The sequence below is a fragment of the Rhodanobacter sp. OR87 genome (assembly GCF_000473345.1).
GTDB lineage: Bacteria > Pseudomonadota > Gammaproteobacteria > Xanthomonadales > Rhodanobacteraceae > Rhodanobacter > Rhodanobacter denitrificans.
The window spans coordinates 76202-92299 of sequence record NZ_AXBJ01000012.1 but is presented as its reverse complement, the minus strand read 5'-3'; the positions used below and the strand labels follow the sequence as shown (position 1 = coordinate 92299).

General features: G+C 68.0%; 16 protein-coding genes. 5 read left to right on the top strand and 11 right to left on the bottom strand.

Going from position 1 to position 16098, the window contains the following annotated elements:
- Window positions 1–8: 8 nt before the first annotated feature.
- Complete coding sequence (locus RHOOR87_RS0112300; RefSeq protein WP_007512110.1) at window positions 9–497, bottom strand: SUF system Fe-S cluster assembly regulator; 489 nt, start codon at window positions 495–497, stop codon at window positions 9–11.
- Between the two features lie 143 nt (window positions 498–640).
- Here RHOOR87_RS0112300 and RHOOR87_RS0112295 point away from each other — a divergent pair, with 143 nt between their 5' ends.
- Both RHOOR87_RS0112295 and murU read left to right on the top strand, forming a co-directional pair.
- On the top strand, window positions 641–1651 hold the full coding sequence (locus RHOOR87_RS0112295) for a phosphotransferase (protein ID WP_027485170.1): 1011 nt from the start codon (window positions 641–643) through the stop codon (window positions 1649–1651).
- Window positions 1648–2352, top strand: a complete 705-nt coding sequence (gene murU, locus RHOOR87_RS0112290) for an N-acetylmuramate alpha-1-phosphate uridylyltransferase MurU (protein WP_027485169.1) — start codon at window positions 1648–1650, stop codon at window positions 2350–2352. The genes RHOOR87_RS0112295 and murU overlap by 4 nt, the downstream gene beginning before the upstream one ends.
- A gap of 141 nt (window positions 2353–2493) precedes the next feature.
- Here murU and secF read toward each other — a convergent pair whose 3' ends face one another.
- The 9 genes from secF to RHOOR87_RS0112245 all read right to left on the bottom strand — a co-directional run bounded on the left by secF (window position 2494) and on the right by RHOOR87_RS0112245 (window position 11950).
- Window positions 2494–3456 carry a protein translocase subunit SecF gene (secF, locus tag RHOOR87_RS0112285; RefSeq protein WP_015447125.1) on the bottom strand — a complete coding sequence of 321 codons (963 nt, stop codon included), beginning with the start codon at window positions 3454–3456 and terminating at the stop codon, window positions 2494–2496.
- Between the two features lie 9 nt (window positions 3457–3465).
- Window positions 3466–5349 (bottom strand): protein translocase subunit SecD, encoded by a 1884-nt coding sequence (gene secD / locus RHOOR87_RS0112280; protein WP_007512102.1) that lies wholly within the window; start codon window positions 5347–5349, stop codon window positions 3466–3468.
- A gap of 111 nt (window positions 5350–5460) precedes the next feature.
- Entirely contained in the window at window positions 5461–5793 is a 333-nt protein-coding gene (gene yajC, locus RHOOR87_RS0112275) for a preprotein translocase subunit YajC (protein ID WP_007512100.1), read from the bottom strand.
- 159 nt (window positions 5794–5952) lie between these two features.
- Window positions 5953–7080, bottom strand: a complete 1128-nt coding sequence (gene tgt / locus RHOOR87_RS0112270; RefSeq protein WP_027485168.1) for a tRNA guanosine(34) transglycosylase Tgt — start codon at window positions 7078–7080, stop codon at window positions 5953–5955.
- A gap of 96 nt (window positions 7081–7176) precedes the next feature.
- On the bottom strand, window positions 7177–8208 hold the full coding sequence (queA, locus tag RHOOR87_RS0112265) for a tRNA preQ1(34) S-adenosylmethionine ribosyltransferase-isomerase QueA (protein WP_027485167.1): 1032 nt from the start codon (window positions 8206–8208) through the stop codon (window positions 7177–7179).
- A 66-nt stretch (window positions 8209–8274) separates the two neighbouring features.
- The gene (locus tag RHOOR87_RS0112260; RefSeq protein WP_015447121.1) at window positions 8275–8877 is read right to left on the bottom strand and encodes a response regulator transcription factor; all 603 of its coding nucleotides are present in this window, start codon (window positions 8875–8877) and stop codon (window positions 8275–8277) included.
- Between the two features lie 75 nt (window positions 8878–8952).
- A complete protein-coding gene (locus RHOOR87_RS0112255) occupies window positions 8953–10182 on the bottom strand; it encodes a sensor histidine kinase (protein WP_027485166.1) in 1230 nt (409 codons plus the stop codon).
- Window positions 10183–10227: 45 nt separating this feature from the next.
- Window positions 10228–11019, bottom strand: a complete 792-nt coding sequence (locus tag RHOOR87_RS0112250) for an ABC transporter permease (protein ID WP_027485165.1) — start codon at window positions 11017–11019, stop codon at window positions 10228–10230.
- A 1-nt stretch (window position 11020) separates the two neighbouring features.
- On the bottom strand, window positions 11021–11950 hold the full coding sequence (locus RHOOR87_RS0112245; RefSeq protein WP_027485164.1) for an ABC transporter ATP-binding protein: 930 nt from the start codon (window positions 11948–11950) through the stop codon (window positions 11021–11023).
- 288 nt (window positions 11951–12238) lie between these two features.
- On the opposite strand from RHOOR87_RS0112245, the gene RHOOR87_RS0112240 reads away from it, so the two are divergent.
- The 3 genes from RHOOR87_RS0112240 to upp all read left to right on the top strand — a co-directional run bounded on the left by RHOOR87_RS0112240 (window position 12239) and on the right by upp (window position 15050).
- Window positions 12239–13735, top strand: coding sequence for an aminotransferase class III-fold pyridoxal phosphate-dependent enzyme (locus RHOOR87_RS0112240; RefSeq protein ID WP_027485163.1), 1497 nt, complete (start codon window positions 12239–12241; stop codon window positions 13733–13735).
- 154 nt (window positions 13736–13889) lie between these two features.
- A complete protein-coding gene (locus RHOOR87_RS0112235) occupies window positions 13890–14282 on the top strand; it encodes a PsiF family protein (RefSeq protein ID WP_007512083.1) in 393 nt (130 codons plus the stop codon).
- A gap of 123 nt (window positions 14283–14405) precedes the next feature.
- Window positions 14406–15050 carry a uracil phosphoribosyltransferase gene (gene upp, locus RHOOR87_RS0112230; RefSeq protein ID WP_027485162.1) on the top strand — a complete coding sequence of 215 codons (645 nt, stop codon included), beginning with the start codon at window positions 14406–14408 and terminating at the stop codon, window positions 15048–15050.
- Window positions 15051–15087: 37 nt separating this feature from the next.
- Here the strand turns inward: upp and pip are convergent, their stop codons facing one another.
- Window positions 15088–16047: a prolyl aminopeptidase gene (gene pip, locus RHOOR87_RS0112225; protein ID WP_027485161.1), complete on the bottom strand. Its 960-nt coding sequence runs from the start codon at window positions 16045–16047 to the stop codon at window positions 15088–15090.
- Between the last annotated feature and the right edge of the window lie 51 nt (window positions 16048–16098).

Here is a 16098-nt window from a genome sequence, read left to right as displayed (position 1 = left end):
GATCTCGTTCATTCGGTGGTGACCCGGCGGGCTTTCGCCGGCATGACGATGTCGCTCAGCGGCACGGTGGCAATCCGGCGCGGCGGCCGCGGCGGCTGCGGCTTGAGCATGTCGGCCAGGCTGACCGCGCGCAGCGCGTTGTCCAGCACGTTGTTGACCAGTTGCCAGCTGCCGCGCACGCCGCACTGCGATTCGCGCTCGCACTGGCCTTCGGCCACGCTGCATTCGGTCATGCCGATCGGCCCTTCGATCGCCTCGACGATCTCGGCCAGCGAAATCTCGCCGGCCGGCCGGGCCAGCCGGTAGCCGCCGTTGACGCCGCGGAACGACTCGACCAGCGCTGCATGGCCGAGCGCCTTCAGCAGCTTGCTGACCGTGGGCAGTTCCAGCCGCGTCTCGTCGGCGATCTGCACCGCGCTGAGCACCTCGGCCGGGTGCGCGGCGATGCAAGTCATCACCACGGTGGCGTAATCGGTCAGTCGGCTGACGCGGAGCATGGGGGGCGCTCGGGCTGGCGTGCTTGAATCGGGACTAAAATGGTACTGATTCGATGCCGCGCGGTCAATGCCGCGACGCCGGCTGTCTCGTCACCACGCCGACGGCTCGCTAAGCTGGCGCCACCCTGTTGCCCATGGTTGCCATGCCCCCGATACCCGACCGCGTCGCCGCCCGCCTCGCCTGGACCCGCCAGGTGCTGGACGACGCCAGCCTGACCCTGCAACCTGCCTCGGCCGACGCCAGCTTCCGCAGCTACTGGCGCACCGCGCATGGTGGACAAAGCTGGATCGTGATGGATTCGCCGCCGCAGCGCGAAGACCCGCGGCCATGGCTGGCGATCGGCGCGCGGCTGGCCGCCGCCGGCCTGCACGTGCCGGCCGTGCAAGCACACGATCTGCAGCAGGGCTTCCTGCTGATCGAGGATCTCGGCTCGCGGCTGTACCTGGCCGAATTGAACGGCGCGAACGCGGACAGACTCTACGGCGACGCGATGGACGCGCTGCTGGCGATGCAGACCCGCGTGCCCAGCGACGACCTGCCACCGTTCGACCACGCCGTGCTGGTGAGCGGGCTGGAAGTGATGCCCGAATGGTTCCTGCAGCGCCACCTCGGCCACGCGCCCGCCTGCGGCGAATGGGACGTGCTCGAAGCCGCCTTCGGCGTGATCGTGCGCAACGCGCTGGCGCAGCCGCGTCGCTTCGTGCATCGCGATTTCCACAGCCGCAACCTGCTGGTGGTCGATGAGAACAACCCGGGGATCATTGACTTCCAGGGTGCGCTGCACGGCCCGCTCACCTACGACCTCGCCTCGCTGTTGCGCGACGCCTACATCGCGTGGCCGCGCGAACGCGTCGAAGGCTGGGTGGAGTCCTACCGGCGACGCCTGCTGGGCGCCGGCGTGATCGACGCCAGCGTGGATGCCGCGCACTTCCTGCGCTGGTTCGACCTCACCGGGCTGCACCGCCACGTGCGCGTGTTGGGCCAGTTCTACCGGCTGTGGTACCGCGACGGCAAGCCGGGCTATCTCAGGGACGTGCCGCAGGTATACCGCTACGTGATCGAGGTGGCCGGCAGCTACCCCGAGCTGGCCGACTTCGCCGCGCTGCTGGAACGCCACGTGCAGGGGCGCGACCTCACGCAGGTGGCCGCATGAGGCATGCGCTGATCTTCGCCGCAGGGCTCGGCGAGCGCATGCGCCCGTTGACCGAGCACACGCCCAAGCCGCTGCTGCCGGTGGCTGGCAAACCGTTGATCGCATGGCACCTGGAAAAACTGGCCGCGGCCGGCGTGCACTACGTGGTGATCAACACCTCGCACCTGGCCGAACAGTTCCCTGCCGCGCTGGGCGACGGCTCGCGCTGGGGCCTGCGCATCCGCTACGCCTACGAAGGCCCCGCGCCACTGGAAACCGGCGGCGGCATGCTGAACGCGCTGCCGCTATTGGGGCCGGAGCCATTCCTGGTGGTGAGCGGCGACGTATGGTGCGACGCGGATTTCGCCGCCCTGCCTGCCGAACCGCGGGGTCTCGCGCATCTGCTGATGACCGGCAACCCCGCGCATCATCCCCGTGGCGATTTCCGGCTGGACGCCGAAGGCCGCCTGCACGACGACGGCGAACCCCGGCTCACCTACAGCGGCATCGGCGTGTTCCGCCGCGAGTTGCTGGACGGCTGGCGCGAGGCCGTCGGCGCTGCACCGGGCGCCGAGGCGAAACCGCCGCGCTTCAAGCTGCGCCCGCTGCTGGAAACGGCAATGGCAAACGGCAGGGTCGATGGCTCGCCGCATCACGGCGCGTGGACCGACGTCGGCACGCCGCAGCGGCTGGCCGAGCTGGAATCCGCCTCGCGCGGGTAATGTGCAAACGACCGGAACAGCAAAACGGCCCGGTGGAGACCGGGCCGTTTCGTTTCGTGGGGCTACCCCCTGCCCTTCGGGTCTCTCCCCTGCGAGCAGGGGAGAGAACATCAGCATCGCCAGCTTGCCGGCGATGGGCGCTCAGGGACGCCGCGCCAGCTCCGGGTTTTCCTTGGTCACCGGCATCAAGTCCTTCTTCGACACGCCCAGCCACAGCAGGATCGGGCTGGCCACGAAGATCGAGGACAGCGTGCCGACCACGATGCCGATCAGCATGGTGACGGCGAAGCCGTGCACCGCGGTGCCGCCGTAGAAGTACAGCGCGCCCATGGTGATGCCGGTGAACAGCGAGGTGATGATGGTGCGCGACAGCGTGTTGTTGATCGAGCGGTTGAGGATCTCCTCCGGCTCGGCCTTGCGCGCCAGCCGGAACAGCTCGCGGATGCGGTCGAACACCACCACCTTGTCGTTGATCGAGTAGCCGATCACCGCCAGCACCGAGGCCAGCACGGTCATGTCGAACTCGCGCTGCACCAGCGCCAGGATACCCAGCGTCACCAGCGTGTCGTGAATCTCGGTGGCCACCGCGGCGATCGCGAAGCGGCGCTCGAAGCGGATCCACAGGTAGAACATGATGCCGAGAATCACGAACACCGCGGCCACCGTACCGTCGCTGCGCAATTCCTGGCCCACCTGGGCGCTGACGTAGTCGCGGCTCTTCAGCTTCGCGTCCGGGCGGGCCACTTGCAGCACCTTGATCACGTCGGCGGCGATGCGGTCGAGGTTGAACTTGCCGCTGGTGTCGACGGCGCCGGGGTCGTCCTTCGGCTGCAGCCGGATCGACACCTCGCGGGTGCCGCCCAGGCTCTGCACCATCGCGTTGTGGATACCGCCCTTCTCCAGCGCACCACGCACCTCGGAGATTTCCACCGACTGGCCGTAATCGACCACCATCGACACACCGCCGGTGAAGTCCAGCCCGTAGTTGAGGCCCTTGAACGCGATCAGCCCGATCGAGGCGACCATCAGGAAGATGGCGATGGCAATGGTGTACTTGCGCATCCCCAGGAAGTGGATGTTGCTGTCGTGATTGAAGATTTCCATGATGGTTCCTTAGACCGACAGCGTCTTGAGCTTGCGGTGGCCGTGGATCGCCGCGGTGAACGCGTGGGTCAGCGTGACCGAGGTGAACAGCGAGGTCAGAATGCCGATCATCAGCGTCACGCCGAAGCCCTTGATCGCGCCGGTGCCCATGGTGGTCAGCGCCAGGGCGGCGATCAGGTGGGTGACGTTGGCGTCCAGAATGGTCGACCACGCCTTCTCGTAACCGGCACGGATCGCCGCGTGCGGGCTGGAGCCGTTGCGCAATTCCTCACGCACGCGTTCGCAGATCAGCACGTTCGCGTCGATCGCCATGCCCAGGGTCAGCACGATGCCGGCCACGCCCGGCATGGTCAGGGTGACGCCGATCAGCGACATCACCGCCAGCAGGATCACCAGGTTGAAGAACAGCGCGATGTCCGCCACCAGGCCGAACAGCTTGTAGTAGATCGCCGCGGCCAGCAGCACCAGTGCCAGGCCGAGCAGCACCGCCTTGAAGCCTTTGTCGATGTTGTCCTGGCCGAGGCTGGCGCCGATCACGCCTTCCTCGACGATGTCCATCGGCGCCGCCAGCGCACCGCCCTTGAGCAGCAGGGCGAGGTCGGAGGCTTCCTTCGCGCTGCCCAGGCCGGTGGTCTGGAACTGCTTGCTGAACGGGCTCTGGATGGTGGCGTCGTTGATCACCGTCTCGGTGATCTTCGGCACGCGCACTTCCTTGCCATCGACCACCTTGGTCTCGTAGACCTGCTCCACGTACAGCACCGCCATCGGCTTGCCGACGTTGGCATTGGTGAAGTCGCCCATCTTCTTGGCGCCGGCCGCGTTCAGGGTGACGTCGACCTTCGGCGTACCGCTCTGCTGGTCGATGCCCGACGAGGCGTCCACCAGCTGGTTGCCGGTCACGATGATCTGCTTGCTCACCAGCACCGGGCGGTTGTCGCCGCGCATGTAGTACAGGTTCGCGTCCGGCGGGATGTTGCCGGTGCGCGCCGCTTCCACCGCGCGCGCATCGCCGGGCTGGCCGATGCCGGGGCGGTACTGCAGCGTGGCGACCGCGCCGATCAGCTTCTTCGCCTCGGTCGGGTCCTGCACGCCGGCCAGCTCGACCACGATGCGGCTGTCGCCCTGCTGCTGGATCAGCGGCTCGGACACGCCCAGCGCGTTGATGCGGTTGCGCAGCGTGCCCAGGTTCTGGGTGATCGCGCTGCGCGACAGCTCGCGCAGTTTTTCCGGCTTGATGACCACGTTCAGCACGAAGCGGTCGCCGGTACTGGCGCCGTTCGCCACGTTGAGGTCGGTGTACTCGTTGGCGATCGCGTCGGCCGCGGTGGAGCGATCGGCGGCCGAGCGCAGGACCACCGCGATGCCCTGGCCGCTGGTCGCGCTGCGGGTGACCGATTCATAGCGGATGTTCTTCTGCCGCAACAGGCTGCGGATATCGTCCGCGTAGCTGTTTTCCTGCTTCTCGATCGCGTCCTTCTGGTCGACCTGCATCAGGAAGTGCACACCACCCTGCAGGTCCAGGCCCAGCGGCATCGAACGGGCGCCGATCGCGCCCAGCCAGCCCGGCACGTTGGACTGCAGCTTGAACGCGACCGTGTAGCCGTCGCCGAGCGTCGCCTTGATCTCGTCCAGGCCGCTCTTCTGCACGTCGGAGTTGGCGAAGGTGGCCAGCAGGTGGTCGCCTTCCACGAACACGCTGGTAACCGCGATCTTCTTCGCGCCCAGCGCCGCCTGCACCTTCTGCTGCAGCGCCTGGTTGATCGGCGGCGCATCGCGGTTGGCGGTGACCTGCACGGCCGGCACCGGCGGGAATGCATTCGGCAACGCGTAGATGATGCCGAACAGCATCACCAGCGCGACCAGCGCGTACTTCCAGCGGGGAAAATCATTCATGCCCTGCATCCATCAAGGCCGCGGCAGCAGGCCGCAGCGGTAGCAACAATCGGGAAATGACCGCAGACAAGGCACCGCCGCAAGCTGCCTGGCAGTGCCTCGCACCCGTCCTCAGGCGGACTTCAGCGAACCCTTGGGCAGGACCTGCTGGACCGCGCCCTTCTGCACCTTGACCTTCACGTTGGCCGCGATCTCGACCGTAACGAAGGTTTCGCCCACCTCGTCCACGCGTCCGGCGATGCCGCCGTTGGTGACCACTTCGTCGCCCTTGGCCAGGCCGGCGATCAGCGCGCGATGCTCCTTCTGCCGCTTCATCTGCGGCCGGATCATCATGAAATACATCAGGCCAAACAGCACCACCATCATGATGATCATGGACATGCCGCCGCCCTGCGGCTGCGGCGCTGCGGCTTGGGCGATCACCGGAGAGATCGGAAAACTCATGGATTTGTCTCGCAAGTTATGGCGCCGTCGAAGTTTTCGACAGAACGCCTGAGAAAAGATTCCCGATTATGCCATGCACCCCCCAAGCATGCACGGCGGCGCTGCCGGTGGTCCGGATCCCTCCGAAAACCGCCAGCTGGCGCGCCCGGCGCAGCCTTCCTACGAAACCGCGGCGCCCTGGCGACGGGCGTAGAACTCCGCCACGAACGCCTCCAGCGCGTGGTCGGCAATGGCCTGGCGCAGGCCGGTCATCAGCCGCTGGTAGTAGCGCAGGTTGTGCATGGTGGCGAGCTGGCTGCCGAGGATCTCGTTGCAGCGGTCGAGGTGGCGCAGGTAGGCGCGGCTGAAACCGTGGCTGCAGGCGTAGCAGTCGCAGCCTTCCTCGATCACCGCGGTGTCGCTGGCGTACTTGGCGTTGCGGATGCGCAGCGTACCCGCGGCGGTGAACAGGAAGCCGTTGCGCGCGTTGCGGGTAGGCATCACGCAGTCGAACATGTCGATGCCGCGGCGTACCGCTTCCACGATGTCCTCCGGCCGGCCCACGCCCATCAGGTAGCGCGGCCTGTCCGCCGGCAGCAACGGCACGGTGAAATCCAGCGCGTGGTTGCGCTCGGCCTCCGGCTCGCCTACCGCCAGGCCGCCGATCGCGTAGCCGTCGAAGCCAAGCTTCACCAGCCCTTCCGCGGAGTGTCGGCGCAGGGTTTCGTAGACGCTGCCCTGCACGATGCCGAACAGCGAATTCGGATTCTTCAAATCGTCGAACGCGCGGCGCGAGCGCTCGGCCCAGCGCAGGCTGAGCTCCATCGAATCGGCCGCCACCTTCTCCGTCGCCGGATACGGCGTGCACTCGTCGAAGATCATCGCGATGTCCGAATCCAGTGTCTTCTGGATCCGCATCGACACTTCCGGCGACAGGAACACCTTCGAGCCGTCCACCGGCGAGGCGAAGGTCACGCCTTCCTCGGTGATCTTGCGCTTGTGCGCCAGCGAGAACACCTGGAAACCGCCCGAGTCGGTGAGGATGGGTTTGTCCCAGCCGATGAACTTGTGCAGCCCGCCGAACGGTTCGATGACCTCCAGCCCTGGCCGCAGGAACAGGTGGAAGGTGTTGCCGAGGATGATCTCGGCGCCGGTCTCGACGAGGTCACGCGGCGTCATCGCCTTGACCGAGCCGTAGGTGCCCACCGGCATGAACGCCGGCGTCTCCACCGTGCCGCGGGCGAAGCCGAGGCGGCCGCGGCGGGCGGCGCCGTCGGTGGCGTGGAGTTCGAACTGGAGGGAAGTCATCCGGGCATTATCGCGGGTTTGGTCCGCCACGCCCATCGCCACATCGTGTGTGCAGGAGCCCGCTTGCGGGCTCCTGTGGCAACGCGAAGGTGTCGCTCAGGCGCCGTGCGGCAGGATCAGCATGGCGTCGCCATAGGAGAAGAAGCGGTAGCGCTGCTCGACCGCGTGGCGGTAGCTGTCCAGGATGAACTCGCGTCCGGCCAGCGCCGACACCAGCATCAAGAGCGTCGACTGTGGCAGGTGGAAATTGGTGATCAGGCCGTCGATGCTGCTGAAGCGGTAGCCGGGAAAGATGAAGATCTGCGTCTCGCCGGCGAACGGGTGCAGCTCGCCGTCCCTGCTGGCGCTTTCCAGCGCGCGCACCACGGTGGTGCCGACCGCGATCACCCGCCCGCCGTTCGCGCGGGTGCGGCGGATCTGCCCGATCAGGTGCGCGCCGACGTTGAGCCACTCGCGGTGCATGTGGTGGTCCTTCAGGTCATCCACGCGCACCGGCTGGAACGTGCCGGCGCCGACATGCAGGGTGACGTAGCCGAACTCGACGCCGCGCTCGCGCAGCCTGGCCAGGATCGCCTCGTCGAAGTGCAGGCCGGCGGTAGGCGCCGCCACCGCGCCGGGCTCGCGTGCGAACACGGTCTGGTAGCGCTCCATGTCGCTGGCGTCGGCGTGCCGTTCAATGTACGGCGGCAACGGCATCTCGCCGAGCTTCAGCAGCAGCTTCTCCAGCGGCTCCGGCGCCTCGAAACGCAGCCGGAAGAAACTCTCGTCGCGTCCCAGCACCAGCGCGTGGCTGCCGTCGGCCAGCTCGATCCGCGCGCCTTCCTTCGGCTTCTTGCTGACCCCGAGCTGCACCACCGCCTCGTGTGCGCCGGTGACCCGCTCGATCAGGATCTCCACCGCACCGCCGGTGTCCTTGCGCCCGTACAGCCGCGCCGGCAGCACGCGGGTGTCGTTGAACACCAGCAGGTCGCCGGGGCGCAGGAAGTCGGGCAGCTCGCGGAACAGGCGGTCCTGCCGCGACTGCGCCGCCACGTCGAGCAGCAACATGCGACTGGCCGAACGCTCGGGCAACGGCGCCTGCGCGACCAGCTCGTGCGGCAGGTCGAAATCGAAATCGGACTTCTTCAAGGCGGGCGCGGCCGGCAGCGGAAAACGGGACATTATCCCGCAGCGGGCCGATTCCGGCGCAACCGCTTACAACCAGCCTTTCTGCCGCGCCAGCCGATAGGCCTCGATGCGGTTGGCCACGCCGAGTTTGCCGATCGCCTCGGACAGGTAATTGCGCACGGTGCCGTGCGACAGGTTCAGCTGCGCGGCGATGTCGCCCGCCGACTGTCCTTCGCCGGCCAGGCGCAACACCTGGCGCTCGCGGTCGTTCAGCGGATCGGCTTCGGACCATGCCTCCAGCGCCAGCTGCGGGTCGATCGCGCGGCCGCCGCGATGCACGGTGCGCAAGGCCTCGGCGAGGTTCTCAGCGGGGGCGTCCTTCAGCAGGTAGCCGGACACGCCGGCATCCAGCGCGCGACGCAGGAAGCCGGGGCGCGCGAAGGTGGTGACGATGACCACCTTGATCGGCAGTTCATGGCGCTGGATGCGCTGGGCCAGTTCCAGCCCGGTCAGCCCGGGCATCTCGATGTCGGTGACCAGCACATCAGGCTTGAGTCGCTGCAGCTCGCGCCACGCGGCCTCGCCGTCGGCGGCCGAGCCGAGCACCTCGATGTCGCTTTCCAGGTTCAGCAGTGCGGACAGTGCACCGCGCACCATCGCCTGGTCCTCGGCCAGCAGCACGCGGATCATGCGATGACTCTCCGGTGTTCGCGGGGGTAAAGGATGGGCGTCATGGTCTGTGCGGGCATGGAAACACGGGTGGACTCATGCGACGGGCCGATCCGTAACCGGCTGCGTCAGCGGCCCGGCCATCGACGGATCCGGCGCCGATCGCGACGACTCGACCAGGCGCACGATCGGCAGCGGCACCACCACCCGCAGGCGCGAGCCCTGCCCACGCGGCGACTCGAACGCGAGCGTGCCGCCGAGCGCGCGCACGCGCTCGCGCATGCCGCTCAGGCCGTTGCCGTCGCTCTCGATGCCGCCGCGGCCGTTGTCGCTGATCCGCAGGCAGACGCTGTTCCGCTCGCGCGCCAGCTCGATCCGCGCCTGACTGGCATCGGCATGGCGCGCGATGTTGGTCACCGCCTCGCGCAACACCAGCGACAGGCCGCGCTCGATCTCGCCCGGCAGGTCCGCGGGCAGTTCGCCGTAATCCAGGTGCACCCGCGAGGACTCCAGCAGCAGCCGCGCCGAAGCCAGCTCGGCGGCGAGGTCGGTGGCGCGGATGCCGGTGACGGCGCAGCGCACTTCGGCCAGGGCGTGACGGGCAACCTTCTCCGCCTCTTCGACCTCGCGCCTGGCGGCATCGACATCGCGATCGAACAGCTTGCGCGACAGCTCCAGCTTCAGCGTGATCAGCGACAGCGTGTGCCCCAGCAGGTCGTGCAGGTCGCGCCCGATCCGCTCGCGCTCCGCGGTGGCGGCGAGCCGGCGCACCTCGTCGTGGGAGAGGCTGAGCGCGGCGTCCTTCTCCTGGTGGATCTGCTCGACCGTGACGATGGTGCAGATGACGAACACCGTGACCGGCATGATCACCAGCAGCGCCTGCGGATAGCCGATCCACCAGGCCAGCGCCACATAGACCACGTTGAGCAGCACCACCTGGATCACGTAACTGCGGAAGTGTCGCAGCTCGCAATGGCTGAGCATCACACAGGCGTACACGAAATAACTGAGCCCGCTGGGGTACCAGCGCAGCAGGCCGAAACACAGCGCCGCCATACCCCACGCATACCGATGCGCCGTTCGCCGCGAAGCCAGCCGCAACCTGGCGAACAGCAGCAGGAACAGCGGATATGAGCCCAGCGTGCACAGCAGCCAGGTCGGGGTGTAGCCGCGCAGGCCATGGTCGAACAGCGGGGTGATGAAGATCCACAGCGACCACAGCAGGTGCACGCTGTCGGCCCACGGCGACTTGCCGCGACGCAGGTCGTCGGCCACCGCGGAATCGGGCGCCGGCGCTAACCATCGGGTGATGAAGGCGGGGATCATGGCGTGGCTCGTCGCTGAGGGGCCGGGGCTGCGGAGCATGCTACTTCAACCGTGCCGGCGCAGGCGCCGCGCCGCCATCAGAAGAAATACCGCGACAAAGCCGACGAGCACCAGCACATGGCCCAGCCGTGGGCCCTTGTTCATACCCACTGCCGCCATCGCCAGCATGTCCAGCTGATAGCTCGGCCATACCGGCGCGATTTGCTGCAGGAACTTTGGCAGCATCGGCAGCGGCATCCACAGGCCGGACAGGAACGACATCGGCAGGTAGACCAGCTGCAGCATGCCGGGCGCGCCCTGGCCCTTGATCAGCGTGCCGACGAACATGCCCAGCGCGCAGAACGGCAACACGCCGAACACGCCGGTGAGCAGCAAGGCGCCGGCCTGGGTCAGGCTCAAGCTCACGTGGCCCAGGGTCAGCGCCATCGTCAGCAGCAACAGGATCACCACGCCCGCGGCGGCCATCGCCATCAGCATCTTGCCCAGCAGATAGGCACCAGGCGGCATCGGCAGTGCGCGTTTGAAGGTCAGCAGACCGCCGTCGCGCTCCAGCGCCAGCGACACGCCGAAGCCGAACAGGCCCGGGCTCATCACCCCGAACACGCCGTAGCTGGCCAGCAGGTAGCGCGCCGCGTCGGCGCCGTTGGACTTCGCCATCAGCACGCCGAACAGCAAGTAGAACATGCCCGGGAACAGCATGATCGGCAGCATGAAGCCGGGCGCGCGCAGGTAGCGCAGGCATTCGCTGCGCGCCTCTTCCAGATAGGCGCCGAGCACCCGGCGGCGCGGCATGTCGATGGCGGGTGCTGATGCGGTGACGGAAATGGCGGTTTGCATGTCAGGCGGCCTCGCGCTGGTCGGTATCCGCGGACTCGTCGGCGTCGCGGGTGAGTTCGGTGAAAGCCTCGGCCAGGCCGGCGCGCTGAACTTCCAGCTCGCGCAGTAGCGGGTCGGCGTCGAGCAGGCGGCGTACCACGGCCTCGGCCTCGGCGGTGGCGATGTGCAGGCGTTCGCGGTCCCGGCGCACCTCGCTGACCTCGGGCCAGTCGCGCACTGCCTCGACCGACAGCGTACTGAGGCAACGCACGCGCCTCAGCGCCACCCGCGCACGCAAGGCCTCGACGGTACCCTCGTGGAGCATCCTTCCGCGCGACATCACGCAGACGCGGTCGGCCAGCGCCTCGGCCTCTTCCAGGTAATGTGTGGTCAGCAGCACCGAACAACCCTCGGCCACCAGTCGGCGGATCGCTGCCCACAGCTGCTGCCGCGCCTCGATGTCCATGCCCACGGTGGGTTCGTCCAGGAACAGCAGTTCGGGCCGGCCGCACAGCGCCAGCGCGAACTGGACGCGCCGCTGCTGGCCGCCGGAGAGTTTCGCGTAGGGCCGCCTGAGCAGATCGGCGACGCCGGCCAGCTCGGCCGACTCCTGCAAGCTGCGCGGGTCCGGGTAGTAGCTGGCGGTCAACCGCAGCAGTTCGCCCACCCGCAGGGTCGGCGGCAGCTCGGCGTTCTGCAGCATCACGCCGATCCGCCGGCGCGCCTCGATCCGCTGCGGCTCCTGGCCGAACAGCTCGGCCGTACCGGCATCGGCACGGATCAGCCCCAGCAACAAGGCGATCGCCGTGGTCTTGCCGGCGCCGTTGGGACCGAGCAGCGCCAGCAGTTCGCCGCGGCGCAATTGCAGGTCGGTGCCATCCAGCGCGGTGAGCCGGCCGTAGCGCTTGATGGCGCCGTCGAGGCGGGCGACGGGGTCGTGGAAATGCGGCATGGGAGTCCTCCGGTTGCGGTGCATCCTGCGCGCGGCCAGCCGCGGCCGGCAGTCGCCGGCGTCAACCATCCGCCATGACAGCCGTCACCCGCGGCAGGGCACGGGGTTACGGCCACCGCCGCCGCAAGGTATCCTGTGAGGGATAAAGGCACGCCGGATGCGCTCGCCCGGCGCCGCGGAACGCCTGAAGACACTGGGGAAGCACCGGATTTCGCGCTTCCCGCCACGCATTCACCACCCGCCATCCGGCACGGCCTGCCGCTACGGCGGAGCTACGGAGGATTCATCATGGGTGTGATCGACCAGCTGCGCGAACTGCGCGAATTCGGCGGCAAGCCGCGGACCACCGGCCTGGACGACGCCAGCATCGAGCGCATGGCGGCGAACGACCCCCTGCTGGGCCAGGCCATCGCCGAGGCGGTGGCGCGCCATCGCGAACTGCGTACCGAGCTGGCGGATTTCCTCAAGCTCGACGAGGCCGAGCAGCTTGCCCGGGCGCAGGCCGGTTTCGTCAACTTCTACCCGGACGACGCGATCAACCCGTACCTGCCGGCGGCCGCCCGCGGCCCGTGGATCGTCACCCTGAAGGGTGCCGTGGTGCACGACAACGGCGGCTACGGCATGCTCGGCTTCGGCCACAACGACCCGGCGATCCTGGCCGCGCTGGCCCGCCCGCAGGTAATGGCGAACGTGATGTCGCCCAGCGTGGCGCAACTGCGCTTCACCGCGGCGCTGAACAAGGAACTGGGCCGCAGCCGCGGCGGCAGCCCGTACAAGCGCTACCTGTGCCTGAACTCCGGCTCGGAGTCGGTTTCGCTGGCCTGCCGCATCGCCGACGTCAACGCCAAGTCGATGACCGACGCCGGAGGGCGCTACGCCGGCCGCGCGATCAAGCGCCTGGCGGTCAAGGGGGCGTTCCACGGCCGCACCGAGGCGCCGGCGCTGTATTCCGACTCCAGCCGCAAGACCTACCAGCAGAACCTCGCCAGCTACCGCCACGAGGACACCCTGATCACCGTGGCCCCCTACGACGTGGCGCAGCTGGAAGCGGCGTTCGCCGACGCCGACCGGCACGGCTGGTTCATCGAGGCGATGTTCCTGGAGCCGGTGATGGGCGAAGGCGACCCCGGCCGCGCGGTGACGCCGGAGTTCTACCAGGCCGCGCGCGCGTTGACCGAATCGCACGGTACCCTGCTGCTGGTCGACTCGATCCAGGCCGGCCTGCGCGCGCACGGCGTGCTGTCGTTCGTGGACTACCCCGGCTTCGAGGGCCTGCCGCCGCCGGACATGGAAACCTTCTCCAAGGCGCTGAACGCCGGCCAGTATCCGCTGTCGGTGCTGGCCGTCGGCGAACGCGCCGCCGGGCTGTACCGCAAGGGCATCTACGGCAACACCATGACCGCCAACCCGCGTGCGCTGGACGTGGCCCTGGCCACGCTGGGCGAGCTCAGCGACGCCGTGCGCAACAACATCCGCGAGCGCGGCAAGGAATTCGTCGACAAGCTCAACGCGCTGAAGGGCGAGCTGGGCGGCCTGATCACCAAGGTGCAGGGCACCGGCCTGCTGTTCTCCTGCGAGCTAGCCCCGGAGTACAAGTGCTACGGCGCCGGTTCCACCGAGGAATACCTGCGCGAGCACGGCGTCGGCGTGATCCACGGCGGCACCAATTCGCTGCGCTTCACCCCGCACTTCAACGTCACCAGCGCCGAGGTCGACCTGATCGTGTCGCACGTACGCAAGGCACTGCTGGAAGGACCGCGCAAGGCCAAGGCCGAAGCGGCCTGACCGACGGTTTGGCCCACACCGGCGGCGGCGGCGCACGACACGCCGCCGCAGCTGAATACTTCATGCACGTAAGATCTTGCCGACTCCCGTGAGGGCTGGCCCCTGCCTAGACTGACTCGGCCGGCAACTGCCGGTCACCCAGGGAGGACTCACGATGTCACTGTCACTACGTCTGCTCGCCTTCAGCGCCTGCTTCGCCTTCGCCGGCCTCGCCTTCGCTGCCACCCCGGCCACCACCCCCGCCACCGCCCCGGCGGCCAAGCCGCATACCGCCCAGCAGCAGCGAATGATCGACTGTAACAAGCAGGCGACCGGCAAGAAAGGTGCCGAACGCAAGGCCTTCATGAGCTCCTGCCTGAAGGGCCAGAGCACCGCCGCAGCCGCTGCTCCTGCCGCTGCCGCACCCTCGGCGACGCCTGCGGCCCATGAGACCCAGCAGGAGAGAATGAAGTCCTGCAATGCCGACGCCAAGACCAAGGCGCTCAAGGGCGCCGAGCGCAAGGCGTTCATGAGCAGCTGTCTCAAGGGCGCCGCCGGCACTCCGTAATACCGCCGGCTCCTGTCGCCCCTCCGGCCCCGCCGGCGTGCGCATGTCCATGCGTGCGCCGGCGGGGCCGCTTCGTTAAGCTCCCCGACTGTCACGCCCCCGATGCCCGGAAGACAGCCGCCCATGAAGATCGTCGAAGTCCGCCATCCGCTGATCCAGCACAAGCTCGGCCTGATGCGGCGTGCCGGCATCAGCAGCAAGGAGTTCCGCGAGCTGGCTTCCGAGGTTGCCGCCCTGCTTACCTACGAGGCCACCAAGGACCTGGAAACCGTCGAGGAAGAGATCGATGGCTGGGCCGGCCCGCTGCTGGTGCATCGGATCAAGGGCAGGAAGATCACCATCGTGCCGATCCTGCGCGCCGGCCTGGGCATGCTGCCCGGCGTGCTCGACCTGATCCCCGCGGCCAAGGTCAGCGTAGTCGGCCTGCAGCGCGACGAGCAGACGCTGAAGCCGACGACCTACTATGAGAAGCTCACCGGCCGCATGGACGAACGCATCGCGCTGATCGTCGACCCGATGCTGGCCACCGCCGGTACCCTGGTCGCCACCGTCGACATGCTCAAGGCGGCGGGCTGCAAGCGCATCAAGGGCCTGTTTCTGGTTGCCGCGCCGGAAGGCCTCAAGCGCGTCCAGGCAGCGCATCCGGACATCGAGATCTACACCGCCGCGATCGACCAGCGACTGAACGAACGCGGCTATATCCTGCCCGGCCTCGGCGACGCCGGCGACAAGATCTTTGGCACCAAGCAGCTACCGGCGAACGGTTGACCGATACCAGCCGCGAAGGAGCCCGTCGCGGCTCGCCTCACCGGCCGAAACGGTCGGTCGCCTCCACCAGCGCGTGCACATTGCCCGGCTCGAACGCCGAGTGGCCGGCGTCCTGCACGATGTGCAGCTCGGCCTCGGGCCAGGCGCGATGCAGGTCCCACGCGCTGCGCAACGGGCAGACCACGTCGTAGCGACCCTGCACGATCACCGCCGGGATACGGCGGATGCGCTCGACGTTGCGCAACAGCTGGTCGTCGTGTTCGAAGAAGCCGCCGTTGACGAAGTAGTGGCACTCGATGCGCGCGAACGCCAGCGCGAACTCGTCCTCGCCGCTGGATTCGATGTGCGACTTGTCCTGCCACAGGAAACTGGTGGCGCCCTCCCACACCGACCAGGCGCGCGCCGCGTCGGTACGGACCTTCGCATCGGCGCTGGTGAGGCGGCGGTGGTAGGCGCTGATCAGGTCGCCGCGCTCCACTTCGGGGATCGCCACCAGGTAGGTTTCCCACGCATCCGGGTAGAGCGCATCGCAACCCTTCTGGTAGAACCACTCCAGCTCCCAGCGACGCAGCATGAAGATGCCGCGCAACACCAGTTCGCTGACCTTGTCCGGGTGCGTCTGCGCATATGCCAGCGCCAGCGTGGAGCCCCACGAGCCGCCGAACACCTGCCAGCGGTCGACGCCCAGGTGCTCGCGCACGCGCTCGATATCGGCGACCAGGTCCCAGGTGGTGTTGCCGGTCAGCTCCGCATGCGGGGTGGACTTGCCGCAGCCGCGCTGGTCGAACAGCACGATGCGGTACACCGCCGGATCGAAGAAACGCCGGCACTTCGCATTGGTGCCGCCGCCCGGACCGCCATGCAGGAACACCACCGGCTTGCCGTGCGGGTTGCCGCTCTGCTCGTAGTACAGCGTGTGCAGGGACGAAACCGGCAGGAAGCCGCTGTCGAACGGTTCGATTTCGGGATACAGCGAACGCAGCGACGACGACGGCATGACGGCTCCTGAATGTCAACGACAAGCCGTCAAGCCTAGCACGGGCGCGGC